Raw genomic sequence first — 15,966 nt, 5'->3', positions numbered from 1 at the left:
GACGATTCCGCACCGCCGGATCAGTAGCTTTTTCCGGGCCCGGCACGGTCTTCGTGGCTCCGGGATTCAGTCGTAAGAGAGGTTGGGAATGCGCAAGGTAGCGGGGGCCGCGGCACTGGCGGCGTGTCTGGTGCTGACCGGATGCGACGAGGACTCGGACGGGGATTCGGGCAGCGCACCGGCCAGCCAGTCCGCGTTTACCGGGGTGAAGAAAATCACCGTCGACGGAAAAGCGGTGAATGTGTCCTGTGCCGGTGCTGCCGAAAAGGGGAAACCCGTCGTCATTCTGTTGCCGGGAGCCGGCGACGGACTGGACAAAATGGCCGGACTGCAGGAAACGCTCGGAAAGAAGAACCGCGTGTGCTCCTACGATCGGCTCGGCGCGGGCGCCAGCGATCAGCCGGACGGACCGCAGACCTTCGAGACCACCGGGAAGGTGCTCACCGGCGTCCTCGGCCAGCTCGCGGCGGACTCTCCGGCGGTACTGGCCGGGCACTCGCTCGGCGGCCTGATCGCCGCCCGCTACGCCCCCGGCCACCAGGACAAAGTCAAGGGGCTGGTGCTGATGGACGCCACCTCGCCGACGCAGAACGCCGATCTGGTCAAGGAGATCCCGGACACCGCAACCGGGGACGCGGCCGCCCTGCGCACCCAGAACCTGGCCGTTTTCAAGGGAGAAAACCCGGAAAAACTGGTCGTCGCCGACGCCGAGGTGAAATCGGCCGGGGACATTCCGGTCGAGGTGATCAAGCACGGCCAGCAATACCTCGCGCAACTGCCGCAGTACGGACCGGGTCTGGAGCGGGCATGGACCGAGGGTCAGCAAAAATGGCTCGCGCTGTCCAGCCGGGCGAAACTGGTCATCGCGCAGAACAGCGGCCATTACATTTATGTCGACCAGCCCGAAATCGCGGTGCGGGAAATCGAGGAGGTCGCCGCCCGGGTCTCGGGTTAATCGGCCAGCCCGTGCCGGTACGCGTAAACCACTGCTTGCACCCGGTCGCGGACGCCGAGTTTGGCGAGCATGCGCGAAACGTAGGTCTTGACCGTTTCCTGGCTGAGCACGAGCGTCGCGGCGATTTCGCTGTTGGACAGCCCTTCCGCGACCAGGCGGAGGACCTCCAGCTCGCGCGGGGCCAGCGGCAGTGCACCCGGATCCGCGGGAGCGGGGCGGATCCGGGTGGCGTACCGGCCGACCAGCTGGCGCGTCACCTCGGGGTCCAGCAGCGCCGCGCCGGACGCGACGGTCCGGATCCCGTGCAGCAGCTGCTCTGGCGGAGCGTCCTTGAGCAAGAACCCGGCGGCCCCGGCACGCAACGCCTGATAGACGTTCTCGTCGAGGTTGAAATTGGTCACCACCAGCACTTTCACCGGCCGGGCGACGTCGGCTCCGGCGAGCAGGCCCGTCGCGGTGATGCCGTCGAGCACCGGCATCCGCACGTCCATCACCACGACGTCGGGCTCCAGCTCGCGGGCCAGCTTGACCGCGGCCTGCCCGTCGCCGCATTCGCCGACGACTTCGAGATCCGGCTGCGCGTCGACGATCGTCACCAGGCCGGTGCGGACCAGCGCCTGGTCGTCGGCCACGAGAACCCGCAACGGCGCGCTCACGCCGGGATCCGTGCCCGGACGTAAAACCCGCCGTCTTCTGCCCGGCCGGCGCTGAACTCGCCGCCGGCGTCGTCCACCCGCTCGCGGAGGCCGGCCAGCCCGCGCCCGCTGCCGCCGATCGCCGCGTCCGCCCCGCTGCCGGTGCGCACTTCCACGGTGACGCCCTCCTCGCCGTGCCGGACCTGGACCGAGGTGGGGCTGCCGTGCGCGTGTTTGAGTGCGTTGGTCAGAGCCTCCCGCACGACGCCATATGCCACCGGCGCCGCACTGGAATCCGCCGGCGCGGGAGTGCCCTCCTCGGTGAACTCCACGGGCTGCCCGGCTCGCCGCGTCTGCTCGACCAGCGTGTCCAGTCCGAGGCCGGGCTGGGCGCCGGGGTTGAGCAGGTCGAGCAGATTCCGGAGTTCGGCGATGGCCTGCCGGCCGGTGCTGGTGACCGAGGAAAGGGTCTGCTCGAGCCGGTCGCCGGTGAGATATCGGGCCGCTTCGGTTTGCACGACCATCGCCGTCACGTGATGTGTCACGACGTCGTGCAGTTCACGGGCGATCCGCGACCGCTCGGCCGCGCGGGTTTCCTCGGCGACGCGGCGACGCCGTTCGGCTTCGGCCGCCCGGGTCGAGCGCAGCCACGCCCCGATCCCCCACACGACGACCAGCGAGAGGTAGAAGGCGATCACCCCGGCCGCTGATTCGCCGCCGCCGCGCAGCGGAAACGCCGCCACGAACGCCAGATACGCCGCGGTGAACCCGACCGCGGCGGCGCGGCGTCCCCGCTCCGCCCGCCAGCCGACGTTGAGCACCGCGACCGGCAACGCCGAGCCGGCGAACGAGTGGTAGCCGCACAGCTGGTCGATCGCGAACCCCGCGGACACCAGCGCGAGCACGCCGATCGGCCACCGGCGGCTTCCGGCGAGCGACAGCGACTGCAACGCGACCGCCACGACGGCCAACGCGTCGAACGGCCGGGAGGGCAGCCCGCCGAACTGCGTGCCGAACGTCTGCAGCGACGGCAGCAGCGACCCGGCGAAAACCAGCAGGCCGAGCAGGGGAAACCACACCGCGCGCCGCGTTTTCGAGACCCACCGGAGGTTGATCACCCGGTGAGTGTATTCCGGACGAAAAGGGTGCCGTACCGCCTCGCCCCGCTACTCTCCGGCGGCCCACCGGTCCCGGGTCAGCTCGTACTCGACCTCGCCGTGCTCGGTGCCCGGCAGCGGATCGTCGAAGTGCAGGTGGAACGTGCGGACGTAGGTCAGCCCGGCCCGCTCCATCACCCGGCGAGACGGAGTGTTCACCGCCATGGTCTGCGCCCACACCCGCTCGGTGCCCCACTCGGCAAATCCTTTGTGGATCGCCGCCCGGGCGCCTTCGGTCGCGTAGCCCCGGCCCCAGGCCTTCGCCATGAGCCGATAGCCGAGTTCCAGCTCCGTCGTGCTGCCGTCTTCCGGTGGTTGCAGGGAAATCCAGCCGAGGAACTCGCCGGTCAGCTTCTCGACCGCCGCCCACCGACCGGCCGGCCCGCGCGCGTAGTCGCCGAGGATGGCGGGCAGCACCTTCTGCTCGATCTCCGCACGAGGCGTCGGCTCGCCGGTGAGGAACCGCATCACGCGCGGGTCGCTGTCCAGCTGGACCAGATTGTCCAGGTCCGCTTCGGTGAAGCGCCGCAACAGCAATCGGTCCGTCTCGAGAATTTTCACCCTGCCCCCAATCCTGGCGCGATCCGGTCGCGCGATTCCGGCAACCGGCCGTTCCGCTTGACTGCCGACGCTAATACTTCCCGTCCGGCTTCCTCCGCCACAGGTCCGAGCACCGTCCACAGTGGCGGCCTCAAGCTATTTCGGCGCCGGGCGACCGGACGCTACCGTAGTCCGAAGATGACTACAGGTATCCGAAAGGTTGATGTCGGATGAGCGAATCCTCGGGCAAAGCAGCCTCGCCAGCCGCGGACCGGACGTTGACGGTACTGGAGGCGCTCGTGCGCGCCGAGGAACCGCTGACGCTGACCGCACTGGCGAAGGCCGCCGGGGTGCCGCTCGCGACCTGCGCGTCTATCGCGTACACGCTGGAGCAGCGGGGATATGCCGTGCGGCGGGTCGTCGGCCGAAGTCACTTCTGGCGGCCCACCTTGCGCCTCTACGGGCTGGCCATCGAACTGGTCCGAAAGGTCGACCTGCCGTCCCTGGTCCAAGCCGACCTGCGGCGGCTCGCGGAAAGCCTCGGAATGCCCGCACATGTGGGGATTCTGGAGGATGCTTCCGTTGTTTATGTCGCCAAGGCTTCTACGCCAGGGTTTGTGCAGTTTGATACTTACCGGGGGAAAGTCGCGCCGTTCGACCTGACTGCTTTGGGGCGGGCGATTGCCGCGCATCTGCCGGAGGCTGAGTTGAAGCCGTTGCTGTCCCGGCTTTCGCGCGGGGTGGGGCCTAAGGCCGCGGCTCCGGACGCGGGTCGGTTTTTGGCTTTGCTGGCCAAGGTGCGAGCTGATGGGTATGCGCTTGAGAGCGAGGAAGAGCAGGCGGAGATCGCTTGCCTTGCCGCGCCGTTCTTTGACGCCGAGGGGGCTGTCGCTGGGGCGGTTGGGGTGACCGGGTTTGCGCGGCAGTTGGTTGGCGAGAAGAGGAGGGCTGCGGCGCGCGGGGTGGTGCAGGTGGGGCAGGAGGTTTCGCGGCGGTTGGGTTTTGCGGGGTGAGCGTTCAGTTCGCCGCACCGCGCTCCCGTCACTTTCTCACCGGGGAATTTTCGCGCCGCCTTGCTTGCCAATGGAAGCGCTCTCCAGCCTTCTTCACCGATTCTCGACACCACGTATGCAGCCGACCTCGAGAACCCATGCTTGCGGTCACCTCGACCAGCAAGGCGCGAAGGTCCGGTTCCACCACGGGTCTGGTCGCGTCACTGACCAAGGACGCTGGCCCGCTCGCGCTCTTGCCGTCCGGGCAACGGCATTGCTTCTCCTCCTTCGATCGACTATCTTCCTGAATCAGGAAGACTTCTACGAAATACCGGAGGATAGGCCAACCGGAGTATCGGGGAGACGTCGTGGGCGCACTGGTGCGCTGGGCGGAGGCCGACCGCGCTGCTGTGCGTCGGGTGCTTGCTGAGGCGCTCGTCTTGGTGCCCATCGGGGCGACCGAGCAGCATGGGCCGCATTTGCCTGCTGGGACGGATGCGCTTCTCGCGGCTGCGGTGTGCGAGCGGGCGGCTGAGTTGGCCGCACCGGGCAGCGGACGGGACTTATTGCTCGCGCCGCCCGTTCCGTATGGGGCTTCCGACCATCATTTACCCTTCAACGGCACGCTTTCTCTTTCGCCGCAAACGTTGTTGCACGTGCTGGACGATCTGGCTCGCTCGATCGCGGTGCAGGGCGGACGGCGGATGGTCGTGGTCAACGGGCATGGGGGCAACGTCGGCGTCTGTCATGCGTTCGCGGGTGCGGCGTCGACTCGGCATGGGCTTGCGGTCGCGCATACCGACTATTGGCGGGTTCTCGAGCCGGACGACATTGTGCCTGGGCATGCTGGTGAGTTCGAGACCTCGCTGATGTTGGCGGTTCGCGGGGAGTTGGTTCAGGAGCGGACCTCGCGGGAGCAACCAGCACCGGCCAGTGTGTCTGATGTGGACATTCATTCTGCGCAGGTGTGGCGGAGCATTGACGGGTATACCGATCAGCCTGAATTAGCTACGGAGAGCCGGGGGCGCAGGTGGTTCGAGGAGATCGCCAGCGGGCTCGCGGATCGGTTCGGAGCCCTGGCGGAGGTGTTGTGAAGCCATGATCGTGGACGTGCACACTCATACTCCGACTCACCAGACTGCGGTGCCGGAGAACGAGCGGCGCGTTTACGACGGGTGGCGGACCGATCGTCCGGTGGTCACCACTAATTCCTGGGCGGACTACGACCGGGCTACCGAGACCGCGGATTTGTCCATTGTCTTCAATATCGCGGTCGAGAGCCCGGAGGAAGCGTCTGGGCTGCCGTATCGGGCGGAGGACACCAATACCGCTACCGCGGCGTTCGTGACTGCTGATCCTCAGCGGCGGATCGGGTTCATGTCGGTGAATCCGACTGCGCCCAATGTGTTCGAAGAGGCTGAGCGGTGCCGGGAACTGGGGTTGGTGGGGGTGAAGCTCGGGCCGAATTACCAGAACTTCGATCCGCTATCGCAGCCGGCGCTGGAGTTCTACCGGTATTGCGAGCGGCATGGGTTGCCGATCCTGTTCCACCAGGGTGCGTCGCCGATTCGGCAGGCACCGCTGCGGTACACGTATCCGCTGGTCACGGACGAGGTTGCGCTGCAGTTTCCGGAACTTCGGATCGTCATGGCGCACATGGGACATCCTTGGGGGCGCGAGACCGTGGTGACGATCCGCAAGCATCCGCACGTCTATGCCGACGTTTCCTCGATTTACCTCCGGCCTTGGGTCTGTTACGAATCGCTGCTCGCGGCGCAGGAGTGGGGCGTGCCGCACAAGCTGCTGCTTGGTTCGGACTTTCCGATCGCGACTACCGCGGAGGCGATCGCGGGGATACGGCGGGTCAACGACATCGTCGCGGGCACTGCGTTGCCGAAGATTTCCGCTGAGTTGATCGAGGGAATCATCCACGCCGACGCGGTTGGTGCGCTTGGCCTTCAGAAAGGCATGCGATGACGCCTGTTCGCGGAGTGTCTCCCGTTCTCGAAGTGCCTTTCACCGACGACGGCGAGGTCGATGTTTCCGGCTTTCGCCGGGTGATCCGGCACGTGCTCGGGACCGGGGTCGGGAGCGTCATGTTCCCTGGGTTTGCTTCGGAGTTCTACAAGCTCGCGGAGGACGAACGGCAGACGCTCACCGAGGTGTTGCTGGCCGAGACGACGCCGCGGGCGGATGTTTTGGCCATTGTCGCGGTTCAGGATCACGCGACTCGGCTCGCGGTGAAGCGGGCTGCCGAGGCGGTGGCGGCGGGGGCGGATTTGATCAATCTTCTGCCGCCGCATTATCTGCGGCCGTCGCGGAAGGCGTTGGTCAAGCATATCCGGGAGGTGCTGGACGCGGTCGCGCCGACTCCGGTGGTGTTGCAGTACGCGCCTGCGGAGACGGGGACGCGTCTGGACGCGGACGTGCTGCGCAAGATCGCGGCCAAGCATGCGAATCTGCGGCTGGTCAAGGTCGAGTCGAGTCCGCCGGGGCCGTTGATCGCCGAGCTGGCGGCTGGGGATCCCCCGCTTCCGGCGGTCGAGGGGTACGCGGGCGTGCAGTTGCCGGACGCGATCCGGCGGGGCGCGGTCGGGACGCAGCCGGGGTGTTCGTTCACCGAGATCTACGTGGAGATCTGGCGGCGTTTCGAGAACGGCGACGACGCGGGCGGCGACGAGCTGCACCGTCGCCTCCTCCCCTACATCTCCTACTGGATGCTCGACACGGAACGGATTATCGCGGCGGAGAAGCTGATTTCGGTCCGCCGGGGGTGGTTCGGGAGCCCGTACTGCCGCGCGCCCGCACACCGGCTCGATGCCGAGGACCTCCGGATGATCGACCGGTTTCTCGACGAGTTCCGCGAGTTCCTGTGAATACCGTCGAGGACCTCGAGGTCGTCGCGGTCAGTCCGGTCGTGCGGCCGGAACTCGTGGTAGCCGGGGCTCGCGGGACGCATGACCGTTCCGACTTCCTGCTGGTCCGGGTGACCACTTCGGACGGTGCGACCGGTCTGGGCGAGGTCAGCGCCACGCTTCAGTGGAGCGGTGAAGACGCTGGCACGGCGGAGTATCTCATCGAAAAAGCGCTTGCTCCGGCGGTGCTCGGGCAGCCGCTCATTCCCGTTGCCGACCTTGAACGGCGCATGGACGAGGCGGTAAATGGGACACCGTTCACCAAAGCGGGGATATCGACGGCGTTGTGGGACGCGTACGCGCGCACGCTCGGAGTCCCGCTCGCGGTGGCGCTCGGCGGTCCATTAAGGACTGAGATACCAGTCAAATGCTCGCTCAGCGGCAGTGGGCAACGGCTTCATGGGGTCTACCAGGCGGCCTACGAGGCGGGATTTCGCAGTTATAAGCTGAAAATCGGCTTCGAGCCGCAACAAGACGCACGTCGTCTCAAAGAGGCCCGGAAGCTCGTGGGAGCGGACACGTTCCTCGGCCTGGATGCGAACGGTGGCTACCGGCCTGCGGACGCTGCCAGGGCGATCGAGTTGATGCGCGACCAGGATCCGGCTTTTCTCGAGCAGCCGGTGGCATCCGGAGACCTGACCGGGATGCGGGCGCTGCGCGGGCGTGGATTGTCCATTGTGGCGGATGAAAGCGTGTTCGGCACCGACGATCTGGTCTCGGTAATCCGGGCTGAAGCGGCAGACGCGGTCAGTTTGTATATCGGCAAGGCGGGCGGTCCGGGACGGGCGGTGTCGATGGCGCATCTCGCGAACGCGTTCGGGGTGGACGTCGTGCTCGGGTCCAATGGGGAGCTGGGAATCGGTGCGGCGGCCCAGCTGCACGCGGCGTGCGCTGCGCCGGGGCTGTCGGCCCGGATCCCCTCCGACATCATTGGTGCGCATTACTACGAGCGCGACATCCTAAAGACGCCGTTGGACAGTGACGGCCGAACAATCCGGCTCGGCGACGCGCCAGGGCTTGGCATCGAGGTGGCCGACGACATCGCCGCTGGGTTCAGGAGCGTCCGGTGAACCGGTCGAGGACGTTCGCCGTCACCGCGGCGACGCCGTCGTCTACCAGCACCGCGGAGGGCCAGGCGATCGAACCGACCGAGAAGACCTCGCCGCCGCTTTCCGTGGAGTAGCAGGCGAGCTCGCCGCCGCCGTTGCCGGGGTTCAGGCCGCGGGCGAGTATACGAGTCCCTGGTGGACTGTGTGGTCCGGTCTTGTCGGTTTCGTGGCCGGAAGCGCCGCCTGGGCACCGTTCGTGCAGGCTCCGGACACCGAAGAGGTCTCCTTTGCGCAATCCGGTGCCGCGGAAAGCCCAGTGGCCGGGATCGACGACCTCGTACGGTGCGCCGGTCATCGCCCCGGCGCTGGTGAAGACCACGCCGAACAGTTCCGAGGTGGGGCGGAAGGTGCGGTGCATCCGGCTCTCGTGCGGACCCGATTCGACGGCCTGGGTACGGAATCGCAGGGCGCCGGCGGTGAAAACCACTTCGCAGTCGGCGACATTGCCACCGAAGTTGGCCAGCTTTCCGCCGCGATCGTGCACCCAGGAATAGACTGCCGAATACATCTCGCGGGACCAATACTCCGGATGCGTGCTCAGGACCAGCACGCGGTAGCTGTCCAGCGGCAGGGTTCCGTCGTGCAGGTGCGCGTCGGAGTAAAGATCGTATTCGTAACCGTTGCGTTCCAGCCAGCTGAGCAGTCGCCATTCCGCGGCGGCCAGGTGGCACGGCTGCCTGCCGCGGATCGGCTCCTCCGGCCGGGCGTCGGCGCTGAGCTGGTTCAGCGGTTCCGGGCGCTCGAAGGACAGCGGCGGGTACGCGTCGTCGGGCAGCGCGTGTTCGCTGAAGCTTGATTCCCGGTAGCGCGGCATTTCCAGGCGGGACACCAAAACCGGCGCGGCGGGCAGTCCGGAGGCGTTGAGGTAATTGCTGCGGCCTCCGAAATTGTTGTAGGCGTTCCAGGTGTTGGTGGACGCGATCACGGCGATCGGCGCGGTCGGCTGGCTCGGCGCGACCACCCATGGGAACGAGAAGCGGGCTCCGGATTCGCCTTCGACGTGGAAATAGTACAGGCCGCTGCGGTCCGGAGCGGTGGCGTACTGGCGGTGTGCCGGATCGGCGTAGCCCTTTTCGTTGAATCGCACGCCGGTTTGCGTGTAGTCGCCATCGGGTGTCACCTGCACGGTGGCGCGCGGCGCGTGTTCGTCGAACCAGCCGAGCAGCGCCGTTTCCTCGGCCGCCGCGCCGTGCCGCCACAGGCTCAGGCGGTACGGCTCGGGGCTGTGGATCCGGAACTCGCCCTCGTCGCCGCTGCGGGCCCATTTCGGCCAGACATAGCCGAAAATCCGGTCGGACAGCAGCCGGAACTGGTGTGGTTCGCCAGTGCCGAGTGTGACGTCGACGTGCTTGGCGCCGTAGCCGTCCTTGGCGAGGGTGACGCGGTATTCGCCGGGCGGGAGGTCGGCGTGGACCGCGCCGGACGCGGTGGAGCGGGCGGTCCAGTACGAGCCGGGCGCGCTGATCTCGACAGCGACGTCGGGCAGGGCGAGATAGCGTTCGTCGCTGACATATCCCAGCAAGGTCATACTGTCGCGGCTTTCGGTTCGGCGCTCGGTTCCGGCAGCGGTTTTCCGGCGCGTTCGGGCAACCGCAGCATCGCGAGCGCGCTGAGCACGCAGCCGGCGATCACGTAAATGCCGACGCCCCAGACCGCGCCGGTCGCGCCGACCAGCCACGCGCTGAGGTACGGCGCGAATCCGCCGCCGAGCACCGCGGTGAGTTGATATCCCAGGTTGACGCCGGTGACCCGGGAGCGGGTGTCGAACAATTCGGACAGAATCGTCTGGGACAGCGCGGACATCGCCATCACGAACACCGAGAAGCCCAGCACCATCGCGACCGCCACGAGGACCGGGTTCTTCGTCTCGAACAGCCAGAACACCGGGAAGATCACCACGGCCAGCCCGACGCAGCCGCCGAGGAAGACCGGTTTCCGGCCGATCCGGTCGGACAACGCGCCCCACGTCGGCGCGAGAACGATTTGCGCACCGGCGGCGACCATTGTCGCGGTAAGCGCCACCGAGGCAGGCATGCCGAGATCTTTTTTGACATACGACGCGCCGTAGGTGGTGATCACGTAACCGCCGATGCTGTTGGCGAAACCGAAAAGAACGCCGTAGATCACATTGCGCGGCCGGCGCAGCACGGCAACCAGCGGAATGCGCCCGCCGACGGCCTTCTCGCGGGCGCGTTCGAACTCCGGCGTCTCGCCTACTCGCAGCCGGATGACCAAACCCGCGACCAGCAGCACGACGCTCAGCAGGAACGGAATCCGCCAGCCCCAGGCCAGGAAATCCCGGTCGGGAAGCAACGCGAACAACGCCATCAGCCCGGAGGAAACGAGCAGCGCGACGCCCGCGCCGGAAAGGAGCAGGGCTCCGTAGAGACCGCGTTTGCGCGGCGCGGCATGCTCGACGGCCAGCGAGATCGCCCCGCCCATTTCGCCGCCGGTCGAGAAACCCTGCAGCAGCCGCAGAATCACCAGCAGAATCGGGGCCGCGACGCCGATCTGGCGGTACCCGGGCAGTGCGCCGATGAGAATCGTGGCGATCCCCATCAGCACAATGGTCAGGACCAACGCCTTCTTGCGGCCGAACCGGTCCGCGATGTGCCCGATCACGATGCCGCCGACCGGGCGCAGCACGAACCCGACGGCGAAGGTGGCGAACGACGACAGCTGGCCGCTGAGCGGGTCCGCGGACGGGAAGAACACGGCCGGGAACACGACGGCGGCGGCTAGGCCGAACAGGTAATAGTCGTAGTACTCGAGCAGGGTGCCGATACTGGAAGCCAGCACCGCGGACCGGCGCGCCGGGGCCGGGACGGGACCGCCAAGGTCGGAGCTGTCTGCACCCATGCCGCCCGCACCTCCTGATCCGATGGCGGATCAAGGCCGGTCGACCTCGACCCCGCGCCCCCCGAATCACGCATTTTCGAAATACCGAAGATACGTCTTCTATTTCGGAAAGATTAGTCTATGCTGGCGGCGTCGGACAAGGGGAATCTCGGGGCGGGCCGACGGGTTTCTTGCCATCCGCGCGGGCCGCCGAGCCGTGGAGGGGTCGTCCATGACGTTGAGCCGTCGTCGTCTTTTGCAGTGGTCCGCGGTCGCGGCGGGCGCGGCCGCGCTCGGCACCGGAACCGTTGCGGAGGCGGCGGAAAAGGACCCGGACTGGACGGCGTTGCGCAAGCGGCTGCACGGCGCGCTCCTGCTGCGAAACGACGCTGGCTACGAGGAAATCCGCCCTCCGTTCAACCTCCTTTACGATGATCGTTATCCACCGGCGATCGCCCGCTGCGTCGACGCAGACGACATCCGGAAATGCGTGGATTTCGCCGGGGCGAACCACCTCAGGTTCGCGGCGCGCAGCGGCGGGCACAGTTACGTCGCGTATTCCACTCCGGGCAACGGATTGGTCGCGGACCTCAAGCTGATGAACCGCGTGGAGGTCCGCCGGAACGGCACCGCGGTCGTCGGCCCGGGCGCCCGGTTGATCGACGTCTATCACGCGCTCGCCGCCGAAGGCCGCGCATTGCCGGGCGGCACGTGCGGTTCGGTCGGCATTTCCGGGCTGGCGCTCGGCGGCGGAATCGGCGTGCTGATGCGGAAATACGGACTGACCTGCGACCACCTCGTCGGCGCGAAAGTGGTGACGCCGCGCGATCTTCGGGTGCGTTCGGTCGATCCGGGTTCGGACCTCGGCTGGGCGCTCACCGGCGGAGGCGGCGGGAACTTCGGGATCACCGCGGAATTCACCTTCCGCACCGTACCCGCGCCGCCGCGGGTCACCGTGTTCGTGGTGAACTTCCCCGAGGGCTCCGGCGCCGACGTCTACGGGGCGTGGCAGGACTGGATCACCGCCGCGCCAAGGGAATTCTGGTCGAACATCTCGGTGCTCGGCGGCCCGAACCCGGCGGCGGGGGTGCCCGGCTGCCTCCTCGGCGGCGAACGGCGGGCCCGCGAACTCATCGCGGACCTGGAACGCCGGGCCGGGGTCAAGGGCGCCGTCAGCGGTTTCCAAGAGACGGACTATCCGGGCGCGATGGATTTCTGGTCCGGCAACCTCGGCCGCCGCCGGTTCATGGCCGCCTCCCGGGTGCTGACCCGCAAGGCGGACCCGGCGAAGCTGAGCGCGCTCGTCACCGGCGAGACCAAGGTCGCGCTGGAGGTGAATCCGCTCGACGCGGCGGTCTCGGACGTCCGGCCCACCGACACCGCGTTCGCCCACCGCGGCGTGTTCGGCGACGTGCAGGTCTACCTCTCCGCGGCCCCGGACGTCGACCGCGAGACCGCGAAACGCGAGGTGAACGACGTCCAGACGCGGCTGGCGGAATTCGCCACCGGCGGCGCTTACGTCAACTACCTCAACGACGACCAGAAGGACTGGGCCACGGCGTACTACGGGGTGAACCTTCCGACGCTCCGGGCGGTAGCGGCGAAGTACGACCCGAGTGGGGTGCTCGCGTTCGAGCAGGGTCTCTCGCCGTGCCCGGGGTGAAAGCCGGTCTGCGGCCGGCGCAGGACTCCGGCCGCAGACCGGTGGGCCACACGTCCGGTTCCCTTCCGGACCGGCCCGAAGACTAGGCGGCGACCTGCAGAATCCAGGTGACCCCGAACCGGTCCCGGAGCATTCCGAATCCCGGGGCCCACTGGGACGGGCCGAACGGCTCGATCACCGTCGCGTCCTCGGCCAGCTTCTTCCAGAACTCGCCGACCTCGTCGACGGAATCGCCGCCGACCGACAGGAAGAACCTCTCCGTCGTGATGGTCATCCCGTTCTCGCGGGTGGTCTCGCCGGCCGGTGCGGGCGCGGCGGCGCCGGGCACGTCGTAAGCCATCACCTGGAATCCGTTCTCCCCCACGACCTGGCCGAACACGACCTGGTCCGCACCCGGCGCGTCCTGGGGCATGCCGAAGTCGCCGTATGTGGCGATCTGGATTTCCCCGCCGAACACCGACCGGTAGAACTCGAGCGCCGCCCGGGCCTCGCCCCGGAAGTTCAAGTGGGCGACGGCGTGCACTGCCATGATTTCGACTCCTCGATTCCCGCGCCGAACCCGTTCCGGCGCTGGCACCGAGGTTCGCAGCAGTAGCGGTCAGGCAGTGGCCGCTACTTCCGGCATGATCGAAACCATGCGAAAGGTGACCGACGACGAGCGACGGGACCGGATCGGGCTGCGGCACGCCTTGGCGACCGCCGCGACCGGGGTGGAGGCGGCCGTCCGCGCGGTCACGTGCTTGCACGCCACTGAGGCCAGCAGCAGCTACCTCTCCGCGTACGCCCGCTCCCGTGCCGACCGAGAGTCCATTTCGGACGCATTGTTCGGCCAACGGACGGTGGTGCGGCAGTTGGCGATGCGCCGGACCGTGTTCGCGTTTCCGGTCGATTTGCTCGCTGCCGCAAGGGGAAGCGCCTCCGCCCGGGTGACGCGGCAGCTCACCGCGCGGCTGGCCAAGGACGCCGAACTCGCCGGAATCGACGACGGCCCGGCTTGGGTCGACAACCGGTGTGCGGAAGCGCTCGAAGCAATCCGCGAAGAACCCGGGACCACCGCGCAGCTGCGCGCCAGAGTCCCCGAGCTGAATACACGGATCGCCGCCGAGGGACGGCCTGCAGTCCTCGCCCCGGCGGGATCCCGGGTGCTTTCCGTGCTCGCCGCGAGCGGTTCGGTGGTTCGCGGGAACAACGCGGGCCGCTGGCAGGTGTCGCGTCCAGTGTGGACAGACATCCAACAGTGGCTCGGCGAGGATCCGGGCGTCCTGGACGAACGGGAGGGCTACCGGGAGCTGGTGCGGCGGTGGCTGTGGTCGTTCGGGCCGGGCACCGAGGACGACCTGGTGTGGTGGCTCGGCGCGACGAAAACCGCGGTCCGCCGGGCGCTGGACGACGTCGGCGCGGCGCCCGCCCTGCTGGAGGACGGGACCCCGGCGTGGCTGCATCCCGACGACGAGGAGGAGGTCCGCCTCGACCGGGATTGGGCGGCGCTGCTCCCCGCTCTCGACCCGACCACGATGGGCTGGCGCCACCGCGACTTCTACCTCGGCGGCCACGGACCGCAGCTTTTCGACGGCGCGGGCAACGCCGGTCCGACCGCGTGGTGGAACGGGCGGATCGTCGGGACCTGGACGCAGCAGCCGGACGGAACGGTGGAGGTCGTGCCGGTCGAACCGGTGCCGGTCGCTGCCGCGGCCGCGCTGGAAGAGGAGGCGGCGAAGCTGACGGCCTGGTTCGATGGGGACGTGGTCGCTACGGGTTACCTGCCGCCGGTCGTCCGCGGCCGGGTCAGCCGGGGGTCCGCGTGACCGGCGTCGTGCTGCCGCCGCGCCTTCGGCCGGGCGACCGGGTCCGGCTCGTCTCCCCGGCGAGCTGGCCCACCGAAGAACTGCTCGCGGAGTCCGTGCGGACGCTGGAAAGCTGGGGCCTGACCGTCGAGGTCGGCGACCACGCCCTCGACCGGCACGGGTACCTCGCCGGACTCGACGAGGACCGGCTCGCCGACCTCAACGACGCCTACCGCGACCCCGGCGTGCGCGCGGTCGTCGCGACCCGCGGCGGGGCCGGGGCGTACCGGATCGCCGACGGGATCGATTTCGCCGCCGTGCGCGCGGATCCCAAGCCGCTCATGGGGTTCAGCGACATCACCAACCTGCACCTCGCGCTGTGGCGGCACTGCCGGATCGCCGGGATCCACGGCTTCCTCGCCAGCGCGCGCTCCGCCGAATCGACCCGGCGGCTGCTGTTCGAGACCGAGCCCGCGACGCTGCGCCGGGACCCGGACGCGCTCACCGCCGCGGTCTCGTTTCCCGGCACGGCCACCGGGAACCTCGTCGGCGGCCACCTCGGCACCGTGATCGGGTTCATCGGGGCCGGGCTGCCCAGCCTCGACGGCGCGATCCTGTTCCTCGAAGCCCCGCGCGCGATCGGGCTGGGCCAGGTCGACCGGCAGCTGACGCACCTCATGCGGTCCGGTTCGCTGCGCGGTCTGCGCGGGGTCGCGCTCGGCCGGTTCCCCGGGTTCGAGGACTACACCGACCGGGGCTGGACCGTGCTCGACGTGCTGTGCGACCGGCTCGGCGCGCTGGACGTCCCGGTGCTCGGCGGCCTCGACGTCGGGCACGGCGACTCGCCGCTGTCGATCCCGCTCGGACCCCTCGCGACGCTCGACGGCGACACGCTCACCGTCGGGCCCGCGGTCAGCTAGGACCCCAGCTCAGGTGCCGGTAGTGCAGGCCGTTCTTCGACTCCTGCCATTCGCCGACGGTGTCCGGTTCCCGGCCGATCTCCGGCGCGTAGACGTCGCCCTCGAAGGACTCGCGGAGTTCGGTCACCTCGATCCGGTCGGCGAACGGCAGCGACTCCTGGTAAATCCGCGCGCCGCCCATCACCCACACGTCGCCGTGGGCGGCCGCGAACGCTTGCTCCAGGTCGGAAAACGTCTCCGCGCCGTCCTGCGGTGTGCGGGAAACCACGAGGTTCCGCCGTCCCGGAAGCGGCCGGAAGCGCTCCGGCAGCGACTCCCACGTGCGCCGTCCCATCAGCACCGTCGCGCCCGCGGTCACCGTGCGGAAGTGCTTCATGTCCTCCGGGATATGCCACGGCAACGCGTTGTCGCGGCCGATGACGCCGTTCGCCGCCTGCGCCCAGATGAGTCCGATCATG

The 15,966-nt window shown here is 68.4% G+C and carries 16 protein-coding genes; 9 read left to right on the top strand and 7 right to left on the bottom strand.

The genetic code is table 11. The features are described from left to right. Positions 1-88: 88 nt before the first annotated feature. Positions 89-955: an alpha/beta fold hydrolase gene (locus tag F9C11_RS14685; RefSeq protein ID WP_409185420.1), complete on the top strand. Its 867-nt coding sequence runs from the start codon at positions 89-91 to the stop codon at positions 953-955. On the opposite strand, the gene F9C11_RS14680 is transcribed toward F9C11_RS14685, so the two are convergent. Genes F9C11_RS14680 through F9C11_RS14670 form a run of 3 tightly spaced genes read right to left on the bottom strand, consistent with a single transcriptional unit; the run spans position 952 to position 3,308 of the window. Continuing rightward, the gene (locus F9C11_RS14680; RefSeq protein ID WP_409185419.1) at positions 952-1,611 is read right to left on the bottom strand and encodes a response regulator; all 660 of its coding nucleotides are present in this window, start codon (positions 1,609-1,611) and stop codon (positions 952-954) included. The genes F9C11_RS14685 and F9C11_RS14680 overlap by 4 nt on opposite strands. Next, positions 1,608-2,708 carry a sensor histidine kinase gene (locus tag F9C11_RS14675; protein ID WP_409185418.1) on the bottom strand — a complete coding sequence of 367 codons (1,101 nt, stop codon included), beginning with the start codon at positions 2,706-2,708 and terminating at the stop codon, positions 1,608-1,610. Before F9C11_RS14675 ends, F9C11_RS14680 begins: the two co-directional genes overlap by 4 nt. Positions 2,709-2,756: 48 nt before the next feature. After that, the gene (locus tag F9C11_RS14670) at positions 2,757-3,308 is read right to left on the bottom strand and encodes a GNAT family N-acetyltransferase (RefSeq protein WP_409185417.1); all 552 of its coding nucleotides are present in this window, start codon (positions 3,306-3,308) and stop codon (positions 2,757-2,759) included. Between the two features lie 209 nt (positions 3,309-3,517). Between F9C11_RS14670 and F9C11_RS14665 the strand changes: the two genes are divergently transcribed. From F9C11_RS14665 to F9C11_RS14645, 5 genes are all read left to right on the top strand, one after another. Further along, positions 3,518-4,300 (top strand): IclR family transcriptional regulator, encoded by a 783-nt coding sequence (locus tag F9C11_RS14665; protein ID WP_409185416.1) that lies wholly within the window; start codon positions 3,518-3,520, stop codon positions 4,298-4,300. Positions 4,301-4,647: 347 nt separating this feature from the next. Next, positions 4,648-5,373, top strand: a complete 726-nt coding sequence (locus F9C11_RS14660) for a creatininase family protein (RefSeq protein ID WP_409185415.1) — start codon at positions 4,648-4,650, stop codon at positions 5,371-5,373. Between the two features lie 4 nt (positions 5,374-5,377). Then, the gene (locus tag F9C11_RS14655; protein ID WP_409185414.1) at positions 5,378-6,256 is read left to right on the top strand and encodes an amidohydrolase family protein; all 879 of its coding nucleotides are present in this window, start codon (positions 5,378-5,380) and stop codon (positions 6,254-6,256) included. Further along, positions 6,253-7,155 (top strand): dihydrodipicolinate synthase family protein, encoded by a 903-nt coding sequence (locus F9C11_RS14650; protein ID WP_409185413.1) that lies wholly within the window; start codon positions 6,253-6,255, stop codon positions 7,153-7,155. Before F9C11_RS14655 ends, F9C11_RS14650 begins: the two co-directional genes overlap by 4 nt. After that, on the top strand, positions 7,152-8,264 hold the full coding sequence (locus tag F9C11_RS14645; protein ID WP_409185412.1) for a mandelate racemase/muconate lactonizing enzyme family protein: 1,113 nt from the start codon (positions 7,152-7,154) through the stop codon (positions 8,262-8,264). Before F9C11_RS14650 ends, F9C11_RS14645 begins: the two co-directional genes overlap by 4 nt. Here the strand turns inward: F9C11_RS14645 and F9C11_RS14640 are convergent. Next, the gene (locus F9C11_RS14640) at positions 8,248-9,831 is read right to left on the bottom strand and encodes a N,N-dimethylformamidase beta subunit family domain-containing protein (RefSeq protein ID WP_409185411.1); all 1,584 of its coding nucleotides are present in this window, start codon (positions 9,829-9,831) and stop codon (positions 8,248-8,250) included. The two genes, F9C11_RS14645 and F9C11_RS14640, sit on opposite strands and share 17 nt — an antisense overlap. Then, entirely contained in the window at positions 9,828-11,162 is a 1,335-nt protein-coding gene (locus F9C11_RS14635) for an MFS transporter (RefSeq protein WP_409185410.1), read from the bottom strand. Before F9C11_RS14635 ends, F9C11_RS14640 begins: the two co-directional genes overlap by 4 nt. A gap of 211 nt (positions 11,163-11,373) precedes the next feature. On the opposite strand from F9C11_RS14635, the gene F9C11_RS14630 reads away from it, so the two are divergent. Further along, complete coding sequence (locus F9C11_RS14630; protein ID WP_409185409.1) at positions 11,374-12,804, top strand: FAD-binding oxidoreductase; 1,431 nt, start codon at positions 11,374-11,376, stop codon at positions 12,802-12,804. An 82-nt stretch (positions 12,805-12,886) separates the two neighbouring features. On the opposite strand, the gene F9C11_RS14625 is transcribed toward F9C11_RS14630, so the two are convergent. Further along, positions 12,887-13,333: a VOC family protein gene (locus F9C11_RS14625; protein WP_409185408.1), complete on the bottom strand. Its 447-nt coding sequence runs from the start codon at positions 13,331-13,333 to the stop codon at positions 12,887-12,889. Positions 13,334-13,439: 106 nt separating this feature from the next. On the opposite strand from F9C11_RS14625, the gene F9C11_RS14620 reads away from it, so the two are divergent. Both F9C11_RS14620 and F9C11_RS14615 read left to right on the top strand, forming a co-directional pair. Then, positions 13,440-14,609 carry a winged helix DNA-binding domain-containing protein gene (locus F9C11_RS14620; RefSeq protein ID WP_409185407.1) on the top strand — a complete coding sequence of 390 codons (1,170 nt, stop codon included), beginning with the start codon at positions 13,440-13,442 and terminating at the stop codon, positions 14,607-14,609. Further along, entirely contained in the window at positions 14,606-15,508 is a 903-nt protein-coding gene (locus F9C11_RS14615; RefSeq protein ID WP_409185406.1) for an LD-carboxypeptidase, read from the top strand. Before F9C11_RS14620 ends, F9C11_RS14615 begins: the two co-directional genes overlap by 4 nt. Here F9C11_RS14615 and F9C11_RS14610 read toward each other — a convergent pair. Next, positions 15,501-15,965 (bottom strand): dihydrofolate reductase, encoded by a 465-nt coding sequence (locus tag F9C11_RS14610; RefSeq protein WP_409185405.1) that lies wholly within the window; start codon positions 15,963-15,965, stop codon positions 15,501-15,503. The two genes, F9C11_RS14615 and F9C11_RS14610, sit on opposite strands and share 8 nt — an antisense overlap. Position 15,966: the final 1 nt, after the last annotated feature.

It is taken from the genome of Amycolatopsis sp. VS8301801F10 (assembly GCF_046195355.1).
In the GTDB taxonomy this organism is placed as follows: Bacteria; Actinomycetota; Actinomycetes; order Mycobacteriales; family Pseudonocardiaceae; genus Amycolatopsis.
The sequence above is the reverse complement of the archived record's forward strand: the minus strand, read 5'-3'. Positions and strand labels throughout refer to the sequence as shown.